General features: G+C 67.1%; 21 protein-coding genes. 9 read left to right on the forward strand and 12 right to left on the reverse strand.

Going from position 1 to position 19,391, the window contains the following annotated elements:
* Positions 1 to 133: 133 nt before the first annotated feature.
* Positions 134 to 979: a SirB1 family protein gene (locus ACSYHF_RS16470; protein ID WP_005419007.1), complete on the forward strand. Its 846-nt coding sequence runs from the start codon at positions 134 to 136 to the stop codon at positions 977 to 979.
* Between the two features lie 40 nt (positions 980 to 1,019).
* On the opposite strand, the gene ACSYHF_RS16475 is transcribed toward ACSYHF_RS16470, so the two are convergent.
* Positions 1,020 to 1,244: a rubredoxin gene (locus ACSYHF_RS16475; protein WP_447575814.1), complete on the reverse strand. Its 225-nt coding sequence runs from the start codon at positions 1,242 to 1,244 to the stop codon at positions 1,020 to 1,022.
* A gap of 34 nt (positions 1,245 to 1,278) precedes the next feature.
* Between ACSYHF_RS16475 and thiE the strand changes: the two genes are divergently transcribed.
* Both thiE and hemL read left to right on the forward strand, forming a co-directional pair.
* Positions 1,279 to 1,905: a thiamine phosphate synthase gene (thiE, locus tag ACSYHF_RS16480; protein ID WP_005419011.1), complete on the forward strand. Its 627-nt coding sequence runs from the start codon at positions 1,279 to 1,281 to the stop codon at positions 1,903 to 1,905.
* A gap of 16 nt (positions 1,906 to 1,921) precedes the next feature.
* Positions 1,922 to 3,211 carry a glutamate-1-semialdehyde 2,1-aminomutase gene (gene hemL, locus ACSYHF_RS16485; protein ID WP_095377969.1) on the forward strand — a complete coding sequence of 430 codons (1,290 nt, stop codon included), beginning with the start codon at positions 1,922 to 1,924 and terminating at the stop codon, positions 3,209 to 3,211.
* A gap of 101 nt (positions 3,212 to 3,312) precedes the next feature.
* Here the strand turns inward: hemL and azu are convergent, their stop codons facing one another.
* A complete protein-coding gene (azu, locus tag ACSYHF_RS16490) occupies positions 3,313 to 3,762 on the reverse strand; it encodes an azurin (RefSeq protein ID WP_005419015.1) in 450 nt (149 codons plus the stop codon).
* A 123-nt stretch (positions 3,763 to 3,885) separates the two neighbouring features.
* Between azu and ACSYHF_RS16495 the strand changes: the two genes are divergently transcribed.
* Positions 3,886 to 4,488, forward strand: coding sequence for an HAD-IA family hydrolase (locus ACSYHF_RS16495; RefSeq protein WP_005419017.1), 603 nt, complete (start codon positions 3,886 to 3,888; stop codon positions 4,486 to 4,488).
* Positions 4,489 to 4,541: 53 nt separating this feature from the next.
* Here the strand turns inward: ACSYHF_RS16495 and ACSYHF_RS16500 are convergent, their stop codons facing one another.
* Positions 4,542 to 5,768 carry an acetylornithine transaminase gene (locus ACSYHF_RS16500; protein WP_138952579.1) on the reverse strand — a complete coding sequence of 409 codons (1,227 nt, stop codon included), beginning with the start codon at positions 5,766 to 5,768 and terminating at the stop codon, positions 4,542 to 4,544.
* Between the two features lie 63 nt (positions 5,769 to 5,831).
* Between ACSYHF_RS16500 and ACSYHF_RS16505 the strand changes: the two genes are divergently transcribed.
* Complete coding sequence (locus tag ACSYHF_RS16505; RefSeq protein WP_069139259.1) at positions 5,832 to 6,704, forward strand: ion transporter; 873 nt, start codon at positions 5,832 to 5,834, stop codon at positions 6,702 to 6,704.
* A 101-nt stretch (positions 6,705 to 6,805) separates the two neighbouring features.
* Here ACSYHF_RS16505 and ACSYHF_RS16510 read toward each other — a convergent pair whose 3' ends face one another.
* The 3 genes from ACSYHF_RS16510 to ACSYHF_RS16520 all read right to left on the reverse strand — a co-directional run bounded on the left by ACSYHF_RS16510 (position 6,806) and on the right by ACSYHF_RS16520 (position 9,811).
* Positions 6,806 to 7,747, reverse strand: coding sequence for a YiiG family protein (locus ACSYHF_RS16510; protein ID WP_005419023.1), 942 nt, complete (start codon positions 7,745 to 7,747; stop codon positions 6,806 to 6,808).
* A 160-nt stretch (positions 7,748 to 7,907) separates the two neighbouring features.
* Complete coding sequence (locus tag ACSYHF_RS16515) at positions 7,908 to 8,900, reverse strand: YiiG family protein (protein WP_005419025.1); 993 nt, start codon at positions 8,898 to 8,900, stop codon at positions 7,908 to 7,910.
* Positions 8,901 to 8,992: 92 nt separating this feature from the next.
* Entirely contained in the window at positions 8,993 to 9,811 is an 819-nt protein-coding gene (locus tag ACSYHF_RS16520; protein WP_005419027.1) for an SDR family oxidoreductase, read from the reverse strand.
* 108 nt (positions 9,812 to 9,919) lie between these two features.
* On the opposite strand from ACSYHF_RS16520, the gene ACSYHF_RS16525 reads away from it, so the two are divergent.
* The gene (locus ACSYHF_RS16525; protein ID WP_005419028.1) at positions 9,920 to 10,603 is read left to right on the forward strand and encodes a hypothetical protein; all 684 of its coding nucleotides are present in this window, start codon (positions 9,920 to 9,922) and stop codon (positions 10,601 to 10,603) included.
* A gap of 55 nt (positions 10,604 to 10,658) precedes the next feature.
* On the opposite strand, the gene ACSYHF_RS16530 is transcribed toward ACSYHF_RS16525, so the two are convergent.
* Together ACSYHF_RS16530 and ACSYHF_RS16535 are read right to left on the reverse strand one after the other, a co-directional pair.
* A complete protein-coding gene (locus ACSYHF_RS16530; RefSeq protein WP_005419030.1) occupies positions 10,659 to 11,165 on the reverse strand; it encodes a DUF2867 domain-containing protein in 507 nt (168 codons plus the stop codon).
* On the reverse strand, positions 11,162 to 11,824 hold the full coding sequence (locus tag ACSYHF_RS16535; protein WP_032954487.1) for a serine/threonine-protein kinase: 663 nt from the start codon (positions 11,822 to 11,824) through the stop codon (positions 11,162 to 11,164). The genes ACSYHF_RS16530 and ACSYHF_RS16535 overlap by 4 nt, the downstream gene beginning before the upstream one ends.
* Positions 11,825 to 11,909: 85 nt before the next feature.
* On the opposite strand from ACSYHF_RS16535, the gene ACSYHF_RS16540 reads away from it, so the two are divergent.
* Positions 11,910 to 13,907 carry a VTT domain-containing protein gene (locus ACSYHF_RS16540; RefSeq protein ID WP_447575815.1) on the forward strand — a complete coding sequence of 666 codons (1,998 nt, stop codon included), beginning with the start codon at positions 11,910 to 11,912 and terminating at the stop codon, positions 13,905 to 13,907.
* Between the two features lie 122 nt (positions 13,908 to 14,029).
* Here ACSYHF_RS16540 and ACSYHF_RS16545 read toward each other — a convergent pair whose 3' ends face one another.
* The 3 genes from ACSYHF_RS16545 to ACSYHF_RS16555 form a co-directional block, all read right to left on the reverse strand.
* Positions 14,030 to 14,608 (reverse strand): LON peptidase substrate-binding domain-containing protein, encoded by a 579-nt coding sequence (locus ACSYHF_RS16545; RefSeq protein ID WP_005419042.1) that lies wholly within the window; start codon positions 14,606 to 14,608, stop codon positions 14,030 to 14,032.
* Positions 14,605 to 15,969 carry a UDP-N-acetylmuramate:L-alanyl-gamma-D-glutamyl-meso-diaminopimelate ligase gene (mpl, locus tag ACSYHF_RS16550; protein ID WP_005419043.1) on the reverse strand — a complete coding sequence of 455 codons (1,365 nt, stop codon included), beginning with the start codon at positions 15,967 to 15,969 and terminating at the stop codon, positions 14,605 to 14,607. The genes ACSYHF_RS16545 and mpl overlap by 4 nt, the downstream gene beginning before the upstream one ends.
* 328 nt (positions 15,970 to 16,297) lie before the next feature.
* Complete coding sequence (locus tag ACSYHF_RS16555; RefSeq protein WP_005419045.1) at positions 16,298 to 16,861, reverse strand: adenylate kinase; 564 nt, start codon at positions 16,859 to 16,861, stop codon at positions 16,298 to 16,300.
* A gap of 136 nt (positions 16,862 to 16,997) precedes the next feature.
* Between ACSYHF_RS16555 and ACSYHF_RS16560 the strand changes: the two genes are divergently transcribed.
* Positions 16,998 to 18,254 (forward strand): 6-phosphofructokinase, encoded by a 1,257-nt coding sequence (locus tag ACSYHF_RS16560; protein WP_005419049.1) that lies wholly within the window; start codon positions 16,998 to 17,000, stop codon positions 18,252 to 18,254.
* A gap of 117 nt (positions 18,255 to 18,371) precedes the next feature.
* Positions 18,372 to 18,761, forward strand: coding sequence for a DUF488 domain-containing protein (locus ACSYHF_RS16565; protein WP_188240636.1), 390 nt, complete (start codon positions 18,372 to 18,374; stop codon positions 18,759 to 18,761).
* 72 nt (positions 18,762 to 18,833) lie between these two features.
* Here the strand turns inward: ACSYHF_RS16565 and ACSYHF_RS16570 are convergent, their stop codons facing one another.
* On the reverse strand, positions 18,834 to 19,337 hold the full coding sequence (locus ACSYHF_RS16570; RefSeq protein ID WP_072168428.1) for a hypothetical protein: 504 nt from the start codon (positions 19,335 to 19,337) through the stop codon (positions 18,834 to 18,836).
* Between the last annotated feature and the right edge of the window lie 54 nt (positions 19,338 to 19,391).

The following is a 19,391-nucleotide window of genomic DNA, read 5'->3' on the forward strand; positions in this document are numbered from 1 at the left end:
GTAGTGCCGGCCGCTGGCCGGCAATCCAACCCGACCGGGGTCAGATCCCTTTCGCAAGCGAAAGGGATCTGACCCCTGAATTTTTCACGCGACACCGCTTGAAACCGCCTGCGAATGACGCCAGTCTGTGGCCATGCAGGACCGGATCACACTCCCCGACTGGGATGCCTTGGCCGACCTCGAAGACGAGGCGCTGCCACTGTTGCCGACCGCGCTGCTGATCGCGCGCGATGAATACCCCGATCTGCAGCCGTCCACCTACGACGCGCTGATCCAGAGCCATGTCGAGCACCTCCGCTCGGAAGTGGAGAGCATCGACAACAGCCCGCTGAAGATGGCGGCGATCAACCGCCACCTGTTCGACGAGCTGGGCTACAGCGGCGACCACGACGAGTACTACGACCCGCGCAACAGCTACCTCAACCAGGTATTCGAGCGCCGCCTGGGCAACCCGATCTCGCTGGCGCTGGTGCAGATGGAAGTCGCGCGCCGGCTGGGTATTCCGCTCGATGGCGTGTCCTTCCCCGGCCACTTCCTGGTGCGCCTGCCGGTGGACGACGGCGTGCTGGTGATGGACCCGTTCAACGGCGGCCGGCCGCTGGACGTGGACGAACTGCGCGAGCGGGCCAAGTCACACCTGGGCGGGCAGATGCCCGACGACCAGGTGCTGGCGCAGATCCTCGACCCGGCGCCCGCGCGCGCGATCCTGATGCGCATGCTGCGCAACCTGCACGGCGTGTATGCCGAAGCCGGCGAGTGGGACCGCGCCGCGCGCAGTGCCGACCGCCTGCTGAAGCTGGCCCCGGAGCAGGACGATGCGCTGCGCGACCGCGGCCTGGCCTACCTGCAGCTGGAGTACCTGGCCGGTGCCCGCCACGATCTGGGCCAGTACCTGAAGCGCAACCCGGAAGCCAGCGACGCGCAGTGGCTGCGCGAGAAGCTGATCGACCTCGGCGGGCCTATGCCGCGGCTGCATTGAGGGAGGCGGTGTGCGGACCGACAGTCCACACCTACCCTCATCAATCGACCTCGACCATCTCGAAATCAGCCTTGGTCACCCCGCAATCCGGGCAGGTCCAGGTCTCGGGAATTTCCTCCCAGCGCGTCCCTGGCATGATGCCTTCCTCCGGCAAGCCTTCTGCTTCGCTGTACAGGAAGCCGCAGACCACGCACATCCAGGTGCGCAAGGTGGTGGGGGTGGCATCGCTCATCGGATAATCAGGACTGGATTCACGGGCCGCCATTGTCCCATCGCGGTCCACTCACCGGTAGCCATCGATGACTTCTGCTTCCCCGGCGCCCCGCGGCGTCTACCTGATCACCCCGGACGAGCCCGATACCACACGCCTGCTGGCCCGTACCGCGCCGCTGCTGGCCGCGGGCGCCACCTGGCTGCAGTACCGCAACAAGACCGCAAGCGACGCGCTGCGGCGGGAGCAGGCCACCGCGCTGCAGGCACTGTGCGCAGACCACGGCGTACCGCTGATCGTCAACGACGACCCGGCGCTGGCCAAGGCCGTGGGCGCGGCGGGCGTGCACCTGGGCGGCACCGACGGCGACATCCCCAGCGCGCGCGCCCTGCTCGGCCCCGAGGCCATCATCGGCGCCTCCTGCTATGACCAGCTGGCCAATGCCGAGAGGGCCGTGGCCGCCGGCGCCAGCTACGTGGCCTTCGGCGCGTTCTTCCCGACCACCACCAAGATCACCACCAGCCGCGCCCATACCGACCTGCTGCGGCAAAGCGCCGCACTGGGCGTGCCGCGGGTGGCGATCGGTGGCCTGACGCCGGACAATGTCGGTCCCATCATCGACGCCGGCGCCGATCTGGTCGCCGTGGTCAGCAGCGTGTTCGCCGCCGAAGACCCGGTCGCGACCCAGCGCGCCTACCTCGCCCAGTTCGCGTAATGCCCAGGAAAGCCCCATGAACCACGACCAGTCCCACGCCCTGTTCTCCCGCGCCCAGCAGCTGTTGCCGGGCGGCGTCAATTCGCCGGTGCGCGCGTTCAAGTCGGTCGGCGGCGAGCCGTTCTTCGTTGAACGCGCCGACGGTGCCTACCTGTACGACGTCGATGGCAACCGCTACATCGACTACGTCGGCTCCTGGGGCCCGATGATCGTCGGCCACAACCATCCGGCGGTACGCCAGGCGGTGAAGAAGGCGATCGACAACGGCCTGTCGTTCGGCGCGCCATGCGCGGCCGAAGTCACCATGGCCGAGACCATCACCCGCCTGGTGCCGTCGTGCGAGATGGTGCGCATGGTCAACTCCGGCACCGAGGCCACCCTGTCGGCGATCCGGCTGGCGCGTGGCGCCACCGGCCGCAACCGCATCGTCAAGTTCGAAGGCTGCTACCACGGCCACGGCGACTCGTTCCTGGTCAAGGCCGGCAGCGGCATGTTGACCCTGGGCGTGCCGACCTCGCCGGGCGTCCCGGCCGGGCTGAGCGAACTGACCCTGACCCTGCCCTACAACGACTTCGAAGCGGCCACTGCGCTGTTCGAGCAGCAGGGCGATGACATCGCCGGCCTGATCATCGAACCGGTGGTCGGCAACGCCAACTGCATCCCGCCGCGAGAGGGCTACCTGCAGCACCTGCGCGAACTGTGCACGAAACACGGCGCGCTGCTGATCTTCGACGAAGTGATGACCGGCTTCCGCGTTGCCCTCGGCGGTGCGCAGGCGCACTACGGCATCACCCCGGACCTGACCACCTTCGGCAAGATCATCGGCGGCGGCATGCCGGTGGGCGCCTACGGCGGGCGCCGCGAGCTGATGCAGCAGATCGCCCCGGCCGGCCCGATCTACCAGGCCGGCACGCTGAGCGGCAACCCGGTGGCGATGGCCGCTGGCCTGGCGATGCTGGAGCTGATCCAGCAGCCGGGCTTCCACGCCGACCTGGCCGAGCGCACCGCACGCCTGTGCGCCGGCCTGGAAGCGGCCGCCGCCGAAGCCGGCGTGGCGGTGACCACCACCCGCGTGGGTGCGATGTTCGGGCTGTTCTTCACCAGTGAGAAGGTGGAGACCTATGCGCAGGCCACCGCCTGTGACATCCCAGCGTTCAACCGCTTCTTCCACGCGATGCTGGAGCAGGGCGTGTTCCTGGCGCCGTCGGCGTACGAGGCCGGTTTCCTGTCCAGCGCGCACGACGATGCCGTGATCGAGGCCACCCTCGCCGCTGCACGCGTGGCATTCAAGGCCGCCAAGGGCTGAGACACCCACTGGTAGGTGCCAACCTTGGTTGGCACAAAAAGGGGACGGAGGGGATTAAGTCGTTTATGCACAAACGACTTAATCCCCTCCGTCCCCTTTTTTCAACCGAAGACGAACTTGCCCTTCATCATCGCGAAGTGGCCGGGGAACGAGCAGAAGAAGGTGTAGTCGCCGCCCTTCTGCAGGCCCTGGGTGGAAAAGCGCACGCGCGTGGTCTCGCCACCACCAATTACTTTGGTGTGCGCCAGCACGCGCTTGTCAGCCTTCGGCAGGTAGCTGTCGGCCAGGGTCATGCGCATGCCTGCCAGTGCCACCGGCTGGTAATCGGCAGTGCGGGTCAGCACCCAGTTATGGCCCATCGCGGTAGCGGCCAGCTTGCCGGTGTGGCGCAGGGTCAGGTCCACGGCAGTGCAGTCGGCGGCAAGCTTGATCTCGCGAGTGCTGAAGCTCATCTGGTCGGTGCTGTCGATGCTCACTGCACACACCCGCGCCATCGCCGACGGCGCCAGCATCAGCGCGCCCAGTCCCACTGCCACCCACCAAGCCTTCATCGTTGCCTCTCCTGCGGATTCAAGCGCCATTCTAGGCAGGCCCCTGCGGCCGCGTCTGCGACCGTCTGTCGCATGGCTGCTCCAGGGTTTCCCGAGTGTTCACTGCAATGGCATGCTCGGCCGATGCGGATCGATCTGTTGCTGCTGGATGTGGATGGCGTGCTGGTGCAGTACCAGCGCGCGCAGCGCGTGCTGCACCTGGCGCAGGTACTGGACGTTACCCCTGCCGCAGTGCAGGCGGCGCTGTTCGACAGCGGACTGGAAGCGGCGCATGACAACGGCACGCTGCAGGGTCCGGCCTATCTGGCGCGGCTGGGGGAGTGCCTGGGCAGGACCGTCGATGTACCCAGCTGGATCGCCGCACGCCAGGCGGCCAGCCATCCGCAGCACGCGGTGCTGCAGCGGCTGCAGGTCCTGCAGCTGCCACTGGCGGTACTGACCAACAATGGCGCGCTGATGGTGCAGGCGCTGCCCATCCTGCTGCCGGAACTGTTCCCTGCGCTGCAGGGACGCGTGTTCTGCAGCGCCGATTTCGGCCTGCGCAAACCCGCACCGGAGGTCTTCCTGCGCACGCTTGAGGCCCTCGGCGTGGCGCCTTCGCGCACGCTGTTCGTCGATGACCTGTTCGCCAATGTGCGCGGCGCACGCGCCGCCGGCCTGCACGCGGAAACCGTGCGCGATGGCCGAGGGCTGGGCAAGGTGTTGAAGCGTTACGCGGTGGGCTGATCGGGGTCAGAGCCCTCTCCGCAGGAGAGGGATCCGACCCCAGCGCCGGGGCGTCAGCGCGCGGCGATGAACGCAGCAATCGCTGCGCGCAGGCGCTTGAGGCCTTCGGCCACTTCTTCGTCGGTGATGTTCAGCGACGGCACGAAGCGCAACACGTCCGGGCCGGCCTGCAGGGTCAGCAGGCCGTGCTCGGCGGCATGGTCGAGGATCGCCCCGGCCTGGCCGGCAAAGTCCTTGCCCAGCACCGCACCCAGCATCAGGCCGCGGCCACGCACGTCGCTGAACACACCGAACTCGTCGTTGATGCGGGCAAAGCCATCGCGCAGCGCCTTCGACTGGCGGCTGACATTGGCGGCGATCTCCGCCGAGGCCAGCTTGCGCAGTGCCACGCGGGCCACCGCAGCGGCCAGCGGGTTGCCGCCGAAGGTGGTGCCGTGCGCGCCGAACTGCATGGTCTCGGCCACCTTCGGGCCGGCCAGCATCGCGCCGATCGGGAAGCCGCCACCGAGTGCCTTGGCCAGGGTGACCATGTCCGGCACCACATCATCCTGCCAGTGCGCGAACAGCGTGCCGGTACGGCCCATGCCGGCCTGGATCTCGTCCAGCACCAGCAGTGCGTTGTGCTGGTCGCACAGTTCACGCACGCGCTTGAGGAAACCGGACTTGGCCGGCATCACGCCGCCCTCGCCCTGGATCGGCTCCAGCATCACCGCCGCCACGTCGCCGGCGGCCATCGCGGTTTCCAGCTGCACCTCATCGTTGAAATCGATGTAGCGGAAGCCGCCAGGCAGCGGCTCGTAGCCTTCCTGGTACTTCGGCTGGGCGGTGGCGGTCACCGCGCCCATCGTGCGGCCGTGGAAGCTGCCACGGAAAGTGATGATCACCCGCTTGTCGGCGGCACGGCCCTGGCTGGAGGCCCACTTGCGGACCATCTTGATCGCCACTTCGTTGGCTTCGGCGCCGGAGTTGCACAGGAACACGCGCTCGGCAAAGCGGCTGGCCTTCACCAGTTCCTCGGCCAGGTGCAGCGGCGGCGCGCTGTAGAAAACGTTGCTGGTGTGCCAGAGCTTGCCGGCCTGCTCGACCAGCGCGGCCACCAGGTCCGGATCGTTGTGGCCCAGGCCACACACCGCGATACCCGCAGCCAGGTCGATGAACTCACGCCCCTGGCTGTCCCACACGCGGGCGCCCTGGCCTCGCTCCAGTACCACCTGGCGGGGCTTGTAGACCGGCAGGTAATAGTGCGAAAGGGAGATCAGCGGATCGGTCGCGGCGGTCATGGCAGTCGGCAGGATTCAGGAATGCCCATTCTCGCGCCGGAACCCCTGCGGCACAATGCGCCCATGCGACCGTTTTCCGCCCCCCAGCTGAATCCCGCCACCGAGACCGGCTGGCGCCGTCGGTGGTTCGACATCATCTACCGCCATGACTCGCGGCCCTCGCGCAACTTCGACCTGATCCTGGTGGTGGCGATCGTCGCCAGCATCCTGGTGGTGATGATCGACAGCGTGCAGCACCTGCATGCCGAGTGGTCCACCGGCCTGTACATCCTGGAATGGGGCTTCACCATCATCTTCACCGCCGAGTACCTGCTGCGGCTGGCGGTGGTCAAGCGACCGCTGCGCTACGCGGTGAGCATCTGGGGCATCATCGACCTGCTGTCGATCCTGCCCGCCTACCTGTCGATGTTCATCCCCGGCGCGCAGAGCCTGCTGGTGGTGCGTGCGCTGCGCATCCTGCGCGTGTTCCGCATCCTCAAGCTGACCCGCTACATCGAGGAAAGCGGCGTCCTGATGACGTCGCTGTGGCGCAGCCGGCGCAAGGTGCTGGTGTTCCTGTTCACGGTGATCACCATCACCATCATCGCCGGGGCGCTGATGTACGTGATCGAGGGCCCCGAACACGGCTTCACCAATATCCCGGCCAGCATGTACTGGGCGGTGGTGACCATGGCCACGGTCGGCTTCGGCGACATCGTGCCGCAGACCGTGCTTGGCCGCTTCGTCACCTCGGTGCTGATCCTGATCGGCTACAGCATCATCGCCGTGCCGACCGGCATCTACACCGCCGAACTGGCCAGCACCATGCGCGAAGCCGAACTGGCCGCGCGCCGCGATGCCCGCGGCTGCCCGCATTGCGGGCTGGAGGGGCATGAACCCGATGCGCGGCACTGCCGCAAGTGTGGTGGCCAGCTGCCGGATGCGTTCAGCCATTGAGGCACATGCCGGCCAACGCCCGGCACTACCGGACCAACAGGGTGCGCGCCGGGCATGGGCCGGCGCTACCGTGGGCAGATCCACGCCCTGGTGGATCGCCCTCAACGCATCCGGTTGCTGGTGGTTACCAGGTCGTTGTAGGCATCCAGAATCGTCGACTGTGCGCCTTCAGGGTCGGTGGTGAGCCAGCTGCCCGACGCCTTGCGCTCGGCGGCCAGCGCATCGGCGGTGATCGGCTTGCCCTGTTCCAGGCGCTCGACTCCGCGCCCGGCGGTACGCACCAGCTTGTCGGCCGAGCGCTGCACATGGCCCCACATCGGGTCGTCCTTGCCGACACCACCGTTCTGGATTTCCGTCACCAGCGCCTGATAGTCGGCCAGCTGGCCGCGCAACACCGCAACGTCCGGTGCCTCGCCCTGGAACGCCATTGCCAGCTGCTTGCCATCGCCGACAAGGCGCAGATGGTAGTACGCCAGCGAGCGGCCTTCGCTTTCCTCGATCTGCTTCAGCTGGGCGGCGCGGCGATCGTTCTCGTTCTTTTCCAGCGCCGCATCCATCGCCTCGCTGGCCTTGAAGAAATCAGCATAGGCCTGCATCAGCGGGGCATGCTGGCTGCGCATCCCTTCACCACCATCGCGACGATAGTCCTCGCGGGTGAAATAGCCATCGGCGCGCTCGATCAGGGTGTTCAGCGCCAGGAACGCCTGCTGGTACTGCCGCGCGGCCGCATCCAGCGACGTCGCCGGGACCTTTGCCAGCGCCTCGCTCAACGGCTGGCCGCAGTACTCGACCCGGTGCGACAACACCTTGCCAGGTGAGCGCGGCTGCGCTTCCTTGCCAGTTGGACCGGCTTCGGGATCCTTCATCCAACCGGTGTAGGTCTGGAAACCCTCGTGGATGGGCTGTTCGACGCCGTTGTAGCACTCGATATAGGCGTTCACCCTTTCCAACCCGGGATCGGCGACAGCCAGCCCGGCCGGGTTGTTGCAGCCGGCCAGCGCGCAGAGCAGGAGAACAGGAATCAGGCGTGTGGATGCATTCAAATCAGTTCCTTGCACAAGTGAAAACTGCAGGCATCGTCATGCATGGCGCGAGCGCGCGCTCCAGCACCTCGGCAAGGTGCTGGCATTCGGGGCTGCAGGGCGTGTCATGCCGCAATCAACCTGCTCAATCGCGACAAAAATGAAGCGTTGAGCTTCCCGCTTACTGGCGGTTGCTCTGGAAAACCAGCGAGTTGTATTCCTGCATCAGCTTGCTGGCCGAGCCGCGTGGCGCCATCGAGGGCGAATCCAGCATGCGCCGTTCGAAATCGCTGTAGGGCGTCTTGCTGCTGACCCGCTGCAGCCGCTCCTTGCCTTCCCGACGGAAGTTCTCTGCTTCGCGCTCGAAGCTGTTCCAGTCCAGCTTGCCCGGCTCCTGATCGGCCACCTTGGCATGCGCCTCGTCGGAAATACGGTTGAAGGCGTCGAGTCGTTCACGGGCTTGGGCCGGATCAAAGTCGTCCTCGCTCATCAGCTCCACGATCGCTTTGGCTTCCAGCATCATCGCCAGACGGTAGTACTCGCGCGTTCGCCCCTCGGCCTGTTCCAATACCTTGAGCTGCTCGCGCTGGGCAGCGTCATTCTGGCGCTCCAGCTCGGCGTTGAACGTTTCGCTGGCAGCCACGAAGTCCTTGAATGCGGCCATCAAGGGCGCGTGCAGTTGCTTGCCCCTGGCAAACTGGTCGTCTTCGTAGTCCTGGCGATCGTAGTAGTCGTGCGCCTCCTTGCTGATCGGCACCAGCGCCTTCAGCGCCTGCTGATAATGGCTGGCAGCAGCATCGAGTTCGGCCAGCGCCGGCTTGGCAGCCATCGCCTCGGTCACCGGGCCATCGCACTGCTTCATATCGTAATCGCTGATCTCGAACGGGCCGTACACCTGTGTCTCGCGCCCGGTCGGGCCGGCCTCGACGTCCTTGATCCAGCGCGTATAGGACTGGAGGCTGTCGTGCGTCTTCGAATCAAGCGCGTTGAAGCAGCCGATGTAGGCGTTGAGCTTCGCAGTCAACTGCTGCTGTGCGTCGGACGGCACCGTGTTGGCCTCCGGCTTGCCCGAGGCGCCGGCGTCGCCAGCGGTTGCAGGAGCCTTGCCACCGCAGGCGGCCAGGACAAGCGACAGCGAAGCGGCCAGCGCCGCGACGGAAAGCGTACGTGACATGTGTTCACATCCCTGTTGAAAACGGTTACAGCCCTGTATTCTAGCGCAGCAGGCCGAGGGCCGCAGCCCTCGGCCCTTGCGCAACGTAGCACTCAGTCCAGGAACAGATCCGGCAACAACGACCGCGACGGGTCCACGGCATAGCCGGACAGGTCGCTGACGCCGGCCTGTGCCAGCACTTCATCGTCGATCAGGAACTGGCCATTGAAGCCCGCCGCTTCGCGCACCAGCACCGCATGCGCGGCGTCGGCCATGATCTGCGGCGTACGGCAGCCGGCCGCATCGACGCCCGGAATCATGTTGATCGCATCGGTGGCGATCACCGTGCGCGGCCACAGCGCGTTCACCGCCACACCCTGCGGGCCGAATTCCGCGGCCAGGCCGAGCGTGACGAAGCTCATGCCCATCTTCGCCAGCGTGTAGCCGGTATGCGCGCCCCACCACTTCGGTTCCAGGCTCGGCGGCGGTGCCAGGGTCAAGATGTGCGGGTTCGGCGCCTGCAGCAGGTACGGCAGGCAGGCCTGCGCACACAGGAAGCTGCCACGCGAATTGACCTGCTGCATCAGGTCGAAGCGTTTCATCGGCGTATCCAGCGTGCCACGCAGCCAGATCGCGCTGGCGTTGTTGATCAGGATGTCGATGCCCCCAAAGGTGTCGACCGTGGCCGCAACCGCGGCGTGCACCTGCTCTTCCTCGCGGATATCGCACTTCAGCGCCAGCCCCTGGCCACCGGCGGCGGTAACGGCCTCGGCCGCGCTGTGGATGGTACCTGGCAGCTTCGGGTTCGGCACCGCCGACTTGGCCGCAATGGCCACGTTCGCCCCGTCACGCGCAGCGCGCAGTGCGATGGCCAGGCCGATGCCACGCGAGGCACCCGTGATGAAAAGCGTTTTGCCCTGCAGACTGCCCACGTTCCACACTCCAGCGTATGCAATGAGCCGCTAGTATGCCGCGCCGACGTGGAGTTCACCCGGCCTTGACGATACTGGCGCCTCCAGTCAACGCACGAGGTCCACGCCATGCGCCGTTCCCGCCTGTTGCTGCCTGCCCTGGGGCTTGCCCTGCTGACCGCCTGCCAGGGCCGTTCGCCGGAACCCGGCAAGGAACCGTCGGCCGGTGACACGCCTAGCGCGGAGAAAGCCGCCGCAGACGGCAAGCTGCGCTGGAGCGAGGCAGTGGTGTGGGATGGCGACCTCAACGCCTGCCGCCAGGGCGGGAATGCAGCCACGCGTGAGTGCCTGCGCGATGCGATGCGCGCTGGTGGCGCAAGCGCCGATGCCATTGCTGCCGCCGAACAGTTGTCCACCGGCGGCGAGCTGGCCTACGTGACGGCCTGGCACGAGAACGAAGGCCTGGGCATTGCCACGGTCGAGTATCCGTTCCGCGCCAACACCAACGAGGGCACCCGCCTGGTCGACGCCACCGGCAAGCGCATCGATGTGGATGCCGTGCAGCTGGACGACACCCTGCGTGCCGACCCCGCCGTGCAGGCCCTGCTGAAGGACCACCCGCAGGCCACGCCGTTCGCACCGGCGCAGTCGGCCGGGGCCACGCCGCTGGAGAACGGCGGCATCCGCCTGCTGTACCGCACGCCGCTGCGTGACTGCCACGCCTGCCCGGATGTAGGCCAGCTGCAGATCGCCTACGACTTCGACGCCAAGCGCAACTTCATCGGCCAGCAGGTAGTGCCGGCAACGCCGTAAGGTCGCCGGCACTACATCAAGGCCGTCAGCGGGCGCATCCACGCATCGCGTGGATCTACCGGTACGCCTGCGCCTGCTTCCTCAGCAGATGCGGCACGATCAGCTGATGCACCGGCGCAACCGGCAGCATGTACACGCGCCCGAACGCGTTGTGCGTATGCACCACGGTCGCCACTTCCAGCACGTCGCCCTGCCACTGCAGGGCCAGCTGCACACGCAGGTGGCGGTCGTCGTCTTCCAGCACGATGGCATCGTCACTGAGCGACTGCAGGGTGAAGATGCCCAGTCGCTGCCCGGGTTGAGGATCCGCAACATCCTGCACCGCGCGCAACGAGCCCAGGTGCTTCATGCCGAGCAGGCGCATGCCGCGATTGCGCAGCGCCATCAGCCCATCGAACCAGCCGGGAATGGTCGCGGCCATATCGCGATAAGCCTGCAAGGCCGAGCGCCCATCACGATGGGTGGTTGCCTGGCAGGCGTGCACGAAGTCGGCACTGGCCAGCTGTGGGCGCAGGACGCTGCCCGCACTCGGTGGGCCGGTCACTACCTGCAGTGGACTCACGGCTTGGGCCCCTGCCCCTCGTTGTCTTCCCAATGCAGGATGCGACGGGTAACGAAGCGGTAGACCGGCTTGCCCGTGGCGAACCACAGTTCGCGCACCCACGAGGTGCGCTTGAGCACGCGCTTTTCCACTGGGGTGAGCGACTCACGGCAGTACATGCGCTTGTGCTTGAGCAGGTGGCGCAGGTCCTCGCGGGCCAGCAGGCGCATCCAGCGCGAGCGCGGGTTGCCGATCACTGCCAGCTGGAAGTCGATCAATGCCGGGCGGCCGTCTTCGGTCACCAGCCAGTTGGCTTCCTTGGCCAGGTCGTTGTGGGCCACGCCGCGCCGATGCAGCTGCTGCAGCAGCCGACGCGCGGCGCGGAACCAGGCCAGGTCGCCACGCGGTGGGCGCTGGTACATGGCGTCGCCGGCCATGAAACTGCGGTCGAGATGATGCCCATTCCACGCCAGCAGCTGCGGCACGTCGGCCATGCCATGGATATGGCGCAGCGCGCGCGCTTCGCGGCGGGCCAGCCACCAGGCCGGCAGGCGCAACCACAGCGGCGTGGCGCCCAGGTCACGGCGTACGAAGGGGCCGGCAGGCCCTTCCACACGGAGGATGCGACCGAAGCTGTCGGCCTTCAAAGCATGTAGTGGCGTGTCTGGCGTATGCGGCATGGGCCCATTCTAGGCGATGGCGCCGGTTGCAAACGGTCACCAAGCGGCTGGGAACCAGTCACCTTCACGCACCTATAATCGGGCAATGGACTCTTCATGGATCGACGCCACGCTTGCGTGGATTGCCGCTCACCCCGTGCTGGCGGGTGCCGTTATCTTCCTCATCGCCTTCTGCGATGCGGTGATCATTCTCGGCGCCATCGTGCCGGCGCTGCCGCTGCTGTTTGCGGTGGGCGTGTTCATCGGCCTGGGCCAGATCTCCGGACCGTACGCGGTGGCGGCGGCCGCACTGGGCGCATTCGCCGGCGATGGCATCAGTTACTGGATCGGGCGCCGCTGGGGCGACCGCCTGCGTGGCGTGTGGCCGTTCAGCCGTTACCCGCAGCTGCTCGACCGCGGCGAAAACCTGTTCCGCCGCAACGCGTTCAAGAGCATTCTGGTGGCACGCTACGTCGGCGCGATCCGGCCGTTCGTGCCGGCCATCGCGGGCATGATGAAGATGCCAGCCAGCCGCTATGTACAGGCCAGTGGTATCGCCAGCATTTCATGGGCGGTGCTGTTCCTGGCCCCCGGCTGGATTCTTGGCGAGGCCTATGACGCGGTGGCCGCAGTAGCCGGTCGGCTGGTGGTGGTGGTCGGCCTGCTGGCGGTGATCCTTGGCCTGGTCTGGGCCATCGTGCTGTACGGCTACCGCTGGTCGGCCGCGCGCATGGACAACTGGCTGGCACGCCTGCTCGACTGGTCCAACCGCCATCCGACGCTGGGCCGCTACACCGTCGGCGTGCTGGATCCGAAGCGGCGCGAGTCGGTGCCGCTGGCGATGCTGGCGCTGATGCTGCTGGTGCTGGGCTGGGGCTGGTTCGCGCTGCTGACCGTGGTGGTCGCGCATGGCGAGCCACTGGCGATCGACCTGCTGGTACACCAGGCAATGCTGGCCCTGCGCAACCCGCTGGCCGATTACCCGATGGCCGCGCTGGCGTCGCTGGGCGCCTGGCAGGTGCTGCTGCCGGCCACTGCGGCGGCGATGGGCTACCTGGTCTGGCGCCGGCGCTGGATGGCGGCCGCGCACTGGCTGGCCGCGCTGGCTTTCGGCCTGGCGCTGACCATGCTGCTCGGCGCTACCGTCGATGTTGTGCGCCCGGTCGACGCCAGCAGCGGCTTCGGCTTCCCGTCGGTGTCGGTGACGATGGCCACCATCACCTTCGGCTTCTTCGCGGTGCTGATCGCCCGCGAGATGCCCGGCCGTACCCGCGTCTGGCCGTACCTGGTGTCGGGCATCGTGGTCAGCCTGATCGGTTTCTCGCGCCTGTACCTGGGCGCGCATTGGCTGAGCGATGTGATCGGCGGCATGCTGTTCGGCACGTTCTGGCTGCTGGTGCTGGGCATCGCCTACCGCCGCCGCTTCAACCGCTCGTTCTGGGTGAAGCCGGTGGCATGGCTGTTCTACGGCGTCTTCGCCGTCGCCGCGATGTGGTACGCACCGCGCAACATCCCGGTGAAGCTGGAACGCTTCGAGCCGACCTTGCCGGCCCCGCAGGCAATGGACACGCAGGCCTGGTGGCAGCACGACTGGTCGACACTGCCGGCGCGCCGCAACGAGTTCGATGACGACCAGCGCTGGCCGCTGGACGTGCAGGTGGCCGGTCCGCTGGCACCGCTGCAGGCGCAACTGGAAGCGCGCGGCTGGAAGCGGCAGGAGCAGGCCGGCTGGCAGCAGGCGCTGCTGATGCTGGACAAGAACACCGGCGCCGATGAACTGCCGGTGCTGCCAGCGACGCTGGAAACCCGCGTGGAAGCGCTGTTGATGGTACGCCCGGGTACACACCGTGATGAGCGCTACGTACTGCGCCTGTGGCCGGCCCCTGCGCAGTTGCAGCCGGGCAACACGCCGCTGTGGCTGGGCAGTGCACAGACCCTGCGCTACGAACGCCATTTCGAGTGGATCGGCATGTGGCACCCGCTGCGTGGCGTCGACCCGGCATTGAATGCCGTGAAGGACGCCGTGCAGGACCTGCCGCAGCGCGAGGACGTGCACAGCGAAACCGGGTTGCCGGTGCTGCGGTTGAAGACCACCACGCCCTGACCGGTACCGGTCGCGATCACCCAGTGTAGAGCCGAGCCCATGCTCGGCTGCTCTTCGCGGGATCCATCAAGCCGAGCATGGGCTCGGCTCTACAGCAGATCCACGCCCTACATGGATGGCTTCTACGGCATCCAGCCCAGCAGCTGCTGCAATCGCTGGTGCGGATCGTCCATCTGCAGCAGCTGAAGGCGCTGCTGCTCGCTCAGCGGCAGCAGCTCGGCCAGCCGCCAGCCGACCCAGCTGGCCTGGTCCAGCAGCGCCGGATTGGCCGGCGCATAGGCCTCGCCGGCCTGCTCGATGATGTGCCCCAGCACCGTGGCCAGCAGTGCATGCTGCGGCCGCAGTTCGTCATCGGGGTCTTCCTCGCACCAGCGCACATCAGCCACCACCAGGCCGTTGTCGCGCACGCGGGTGCGCTCGACATGGAAGCGACGGGTACCGCGCAGGCGCAGCTGCAGCACGCCGTCGGCGCCGACATCGAAGTCTTCGATGCGTACCTGCACGCCAAAGGCGGCCGGTGTCGCCGGTGCGCCGACCTCCTCGCCCTCGAGGATCAGGCAGACGCCAAATCCCTCACCACTGCGGCCGCTGTCGCGGACCAGGTCCAGATAGCGCCGCTCGAACACGCGCAGGCCTACCGCTGCACCCGGTACCAGCGCGGTGTGCAGCGGGAACAGCGGCAGCGAGCCGTCGCCGCTCATCGGGCCTGCAGCGCGGCGAGGAAGCGGCGCGGGGCACCGTCGAAGCCACCGTTGGACATGAATACCACGTGGTCGCCGCTGCGCGCGCTGGCCTGCAGCTGCGCCAGCAATGCGTCGGTATCGGGCACCGCGTGGGCTTCGCCACGCACCGCGGCGATCACCGCCGCAGCATCCCAGGCCAGTTCCGGGCGATGCAGGAACACCACTTCATCGGCCAGCGCCAGCGAGGGAGCCAGCGCCTGCGCATGTGCGCCCAGCCGCATCGAGTTGCTGCGCGGCTCCATCGCGACCACGATGCGCGCATCACCCACCTTGGAACGCAGGCCCTCCAGCGTGGTGGCGATCGCAGTCGGATGGTGGGCGAAATCGTCGTAGACGGTGATGCCGTCATGGCTGCCGATCACTTCCATGCGGCGCTTGACGCTGCGGAAGCGTGCCAGCGCCGGAATAACCTGGGCAGGTGCCACGCCCACTGCATGCGCGGCGGCCAGCGCGGCCAATCCATTGAGCACGTTGTGGCGGCCCAGCAGCGACCACTGCACATCACCCAGCGCCTGCCCACGATGGTGCACGCGGAAGGCGCTGCCATCAGCGGCCAGCAGCTCGGCATGCCATTCCAGCGACGGATCGAATCCGAAGCGCTCGACCGGGGTCCAGCAGCCCATCGCCAGCACTTCGGCAAGGTACTGATCCTCGCCGTTGACGATCAGACGCCCACGTGCGGGTACGGTACGCACCAGATGGTGGAACTGGCGCTGGATCGCGGCCACGTCCGGGAAGATGTCGGCGTGGTCGTACTCAAGGTTGTTGAGGATGGCCACCAGCGGCCGGTAGTGCACGAACTTGCTGCGCTTGTCGAAGAAGGCCGTGTCGTACTCATCGGCTTCGACCACGAACTCGCGCCCCTGGCCCAGGCGGGCGGAGACACCGAAATCCTCGGCGACACCGCCGATCAGGAAGCCCGGCGAGCGCCCTGCACTTTCCAGCAGCCAGGTGAGGATGGTGGTGGTGGTGGTCTTGCCGTGGGTACCGGCCACGGCCAGCGTGTCGCGGCCCGGCAGCACCTGCTCGGACAGCCACTGCGCGCCGGAGATATAGCGCTGGCCGGCATCGAGCACGGCTTCCACGGCGGCATTGCCGCGCGACAGCGCGTTGCCGATCACCACCTCGTCGGTACCGGCCGGCACGCTGTCGGCACGGTAGCCCTGGTCCAGTGTGATGCCCAGCTGTTCGAGCTGGGTCGACATCGGCGGGTAGATGGCCTGGTCGCTGCCGCTGACGGAATGCCCAAGTTCCCGCGCCAGGGCGGCCACGCCGCCCATGAAGGTGCCGGCAATTGCAAGGATATGTACGCTGCTCATGACCGAGGATTGTGACCGATGACGGCTGTATAGGGCCAATGTCCGCTGTCGGGTAAGACAACCCCTACACGGGATGTGAGAAAACTCCAATCAGCTGTCAGGGAATTCCCGATAGCGATGTTCTGTGAACCCGGACACAATTCGAACTGCCAGCCGCAGTACCCGAACCGGTCCTACTCCCCAAGAGGCCATCCCCAAGGGAGCTCATGCTGCGGGGCCCTGAGCAAGCCCTTCGCTGGCGCCTATCAAACGACACAGGCCTGATCCTCGCGGACCAGGCCTGTGTTTTTTGCGCCCGAAGGACCGGACGCATGCCGGCCCCGCCGGATCAGGCCTTGATCGCTGCCAGGATGCGGGCTTCGATCTCGTCCAGCTCACCGACGCCATCGACGCGGGCCAGGGTGCCACGGCCGGCGTAGAAATCGACCACCGGGGCGGTCTGGTCGTTGTAGACCTGCAGGCGCTGGCGCACCGCTTCCGGGTTGTCATCGGCGCGGCCCTGCTCCTTGGCGCGGCCGGCGATGCGGTCCACCAACAGCTCGGTGGGCACATCCAGCTGCACCACCGCGTCCAGCGGCTGGCCGATCTTGGCCAGCAGGCCATCCATCGCATTGGCCTGGGCCACATTGCGCGGGTAGCCATCGAGGATGAAGCCCTTGGCGACATCAGCCTGGGTCAGGCGCGACTCCAGCATGCCCAGCAGGATGTCGTCCGACACCAGGTTGCCGGCATCCATCACCGTCTTGGCCTGCTTGCCCAGCTCCGTGCCGGCGGCGATTTCCGCGCGCAGCATGTCACCGGTCGAAATGTGGGCGATCCCCAGCTTTTCCTTCAGGCGCGTCGCCTGTGTCCCCTTGCCCGAACCGGGCGGTCCCAACAGAACCAATCGCATTGACCTGACTCCAACGTGTTGAAAACAAAGAAGGTTCGCGTCCCGGACGGTCCGGTATCGCTGCACCGCAATAGCGCCACTTTACCGCATCCGGGTAATGTCCCTGCAATGTCCCCTCCCCCGAGCAGGTAGAAGCATGCGCAACGGTACTCTCCTTTATGCCCAGTCCGGCGGTGTCACCGCCGTCATCAATGCCACGGCGGCAGCGGTGATCGAGCAGGCCCGGGCCAAGGGCATCAAGGTCCTGGCGGCCCGCAACGGCATCCTCGGCGCGCTGCGCGAGGAGCTGATCGACACCAGCAGGGAGAGTGCCGCCGCGATCCGCGCCCTCGCCCATACCCCGGGCGGCGCCTTCGGCTCGTGCCGGGTCAAGCTGAAATCGCTGGATGCCGACCGCGCCCGCTATGACCGCCTGCTGGAGGTGCTGCAGGCCCACGACGTGCGCTGGTTCCTCTACAACGGCGGCAACGACTCGGCCGACACCGCACTGAAGGTCTCGCAGCTGGCCAAGGCCTCCGGCTACGACCTGACCTGTATCGGCGTGCCCAAGACCATCGACAACGACCTTGCCGTTACCGATACCTGCCCCGGCTTCGGGTCAGCGGCCAAGTACACCGCGGTCTCGGTGCGCGAAGCAGCACTGGACGTGGCGGCGATGGCCGAAACGTCCACCCGTGTCTTCATCTACGAAGCGATGGGCCGCCACGCCGGCTGGCTGGCCGCCGCCGCCGGCCTGGCCGGCAACGGTGATGACGAAGCGCCGCACATCATCCTGCTGCCCGAGCGCGCCTACGACGAGGCCACGTTCCTGGCCAAGGTGAAAGCCGTGGTCGAGCGCGTCGGCTACTGCGTGGTGGTGGCGTCGGAAGGCATTGCAACCGCCGATGGCCGCTTCGTTGCCGATGCCGGCGGTGGCAAGGACTCGTTCGGTCATTCGCAGCTCGGCGGCGTGGCGGCGCACCTGGCCGGCCGGGTCAAGGATCAGCTGGGCCTGAAGGTGCACTGGGCACTGCCCGATTACCTGCAGCGCTCGGCCCGCCACCTGGCCAGCAGGACCGACTGGGAGCAGGCGCAGGCGGTGGGCAAGGCCGCGGTGCAGCTGGCACTGAAGGGCCAGAATGGCGTGATGCCGGTGATCGTGCGCAGCAGCGATGCGCCCTATCGCTGGAAGATCGAAGCGGCGCCGCTGTCGAAGATCGCCAACCACGAGAAGAAGATGCCGGCTGGTTTCATCCGCCGCGATGGCTTCGGCATCACGGCCAGGGCGCGCGCCTACCTGTCACCATTGATCAAGGGCGAAGCACCGCTTCCCTATGGCACCGATGGCCTGCCGAAGTACGTCACCCTGAAGAACGTAGCGGTGAAGCAGAAACTGCCGGCCTTCGAAGGCTGACCTGAAAAAGGGGACGGAGGGGATTAAGTCGCATACGCCCTTCTGTCATCTCCAACAGCATCAGCAGTGGGTCGGATACGACTTAATCCCCTCCGTCCCCTTTTCATGGAGATCATCATGGCACTGCGTGTTGTCCGACTCGGTACGCCGCGCCAACCCGGCGAGGGACTGCGCATCGGCACGGTGCGGCGGCCACCGCGCGGCGTGCCGCGCAGCGAGTTCGCCCGACAGGACTGGTACGACGTCTGGTTTCCGACCCTGTCACCCAGCGCGGAGCTGGTGAAGCGGGCACATGAGGCAACGACGGCGGCCGATTGGACCGCCTTCTTCCGCCATTACAAGGCCGAGATGAAGGCGCCCGATGCCGCCCACGCGCTGGACCTTCTGGCCGCGATGTCGCAACACAGCGACATCAGCGTGGGCTGCTACTGCGAGGATGAAGCGCACTGCCACCGCAAGGCATTGCGCGAGCTGCTGGTGGCGCGGGGGGCAATGCTGGCGGAGTGATCAGCCGGATGCCGGCCAGCGGCCGGCACTACCACGCGTGGATGACGGCGTGGGCGTAGCGCCCGCGCCACCTCAATTGCAAGCCTTGCCTTCCATCTGCAACTGCGCGGCGAACATCGTCACCTGCGGAATCTGGCCGGCGGCGGCCTGCTTCTTCGCCTCTTCCAGATAAATGCGCGATTGGCCCTGCCCGTCCAGCTCGACCTTGTGGCTCGACGGCAGGCGCCACACCCGCACCACCGCCTGCTGCGCCGGGCACGCGGCATTGGGCACGCGGATCACATCATTGAGCTTCCAGCCCTTGTCGGCACTCGGCTGCGCCTTGGTGTAATCGACGAAGCGCGCGCGTGGCTGGCATTGCTCGCTGGTCCGGACGGCGGAGAAGCGATATGGCGCGGCGGCATCACCGGTGAACGCACCTTCCAGCCGCGCGCAGGCCTCGGGGATCTGCCGCAGCGTATGCACCGCGCCCACCGCCTGCGGCGCACCGACCGCACGCTGCAGTTCCGGCGTTTCCGCAGCGAAGGCCGGTGCGGCCAGGACCAGGGCGGCAAGCATCAACAGGGACAGGCGCATGGGGGATCTCCTACGGGGCTGTGCGCAGGCTTGCAGAGGCTGCCTTAACGGGGT

The organism is Stenotrophomonas maltophilia group sp. P373, from assembly GCF_053295075.1.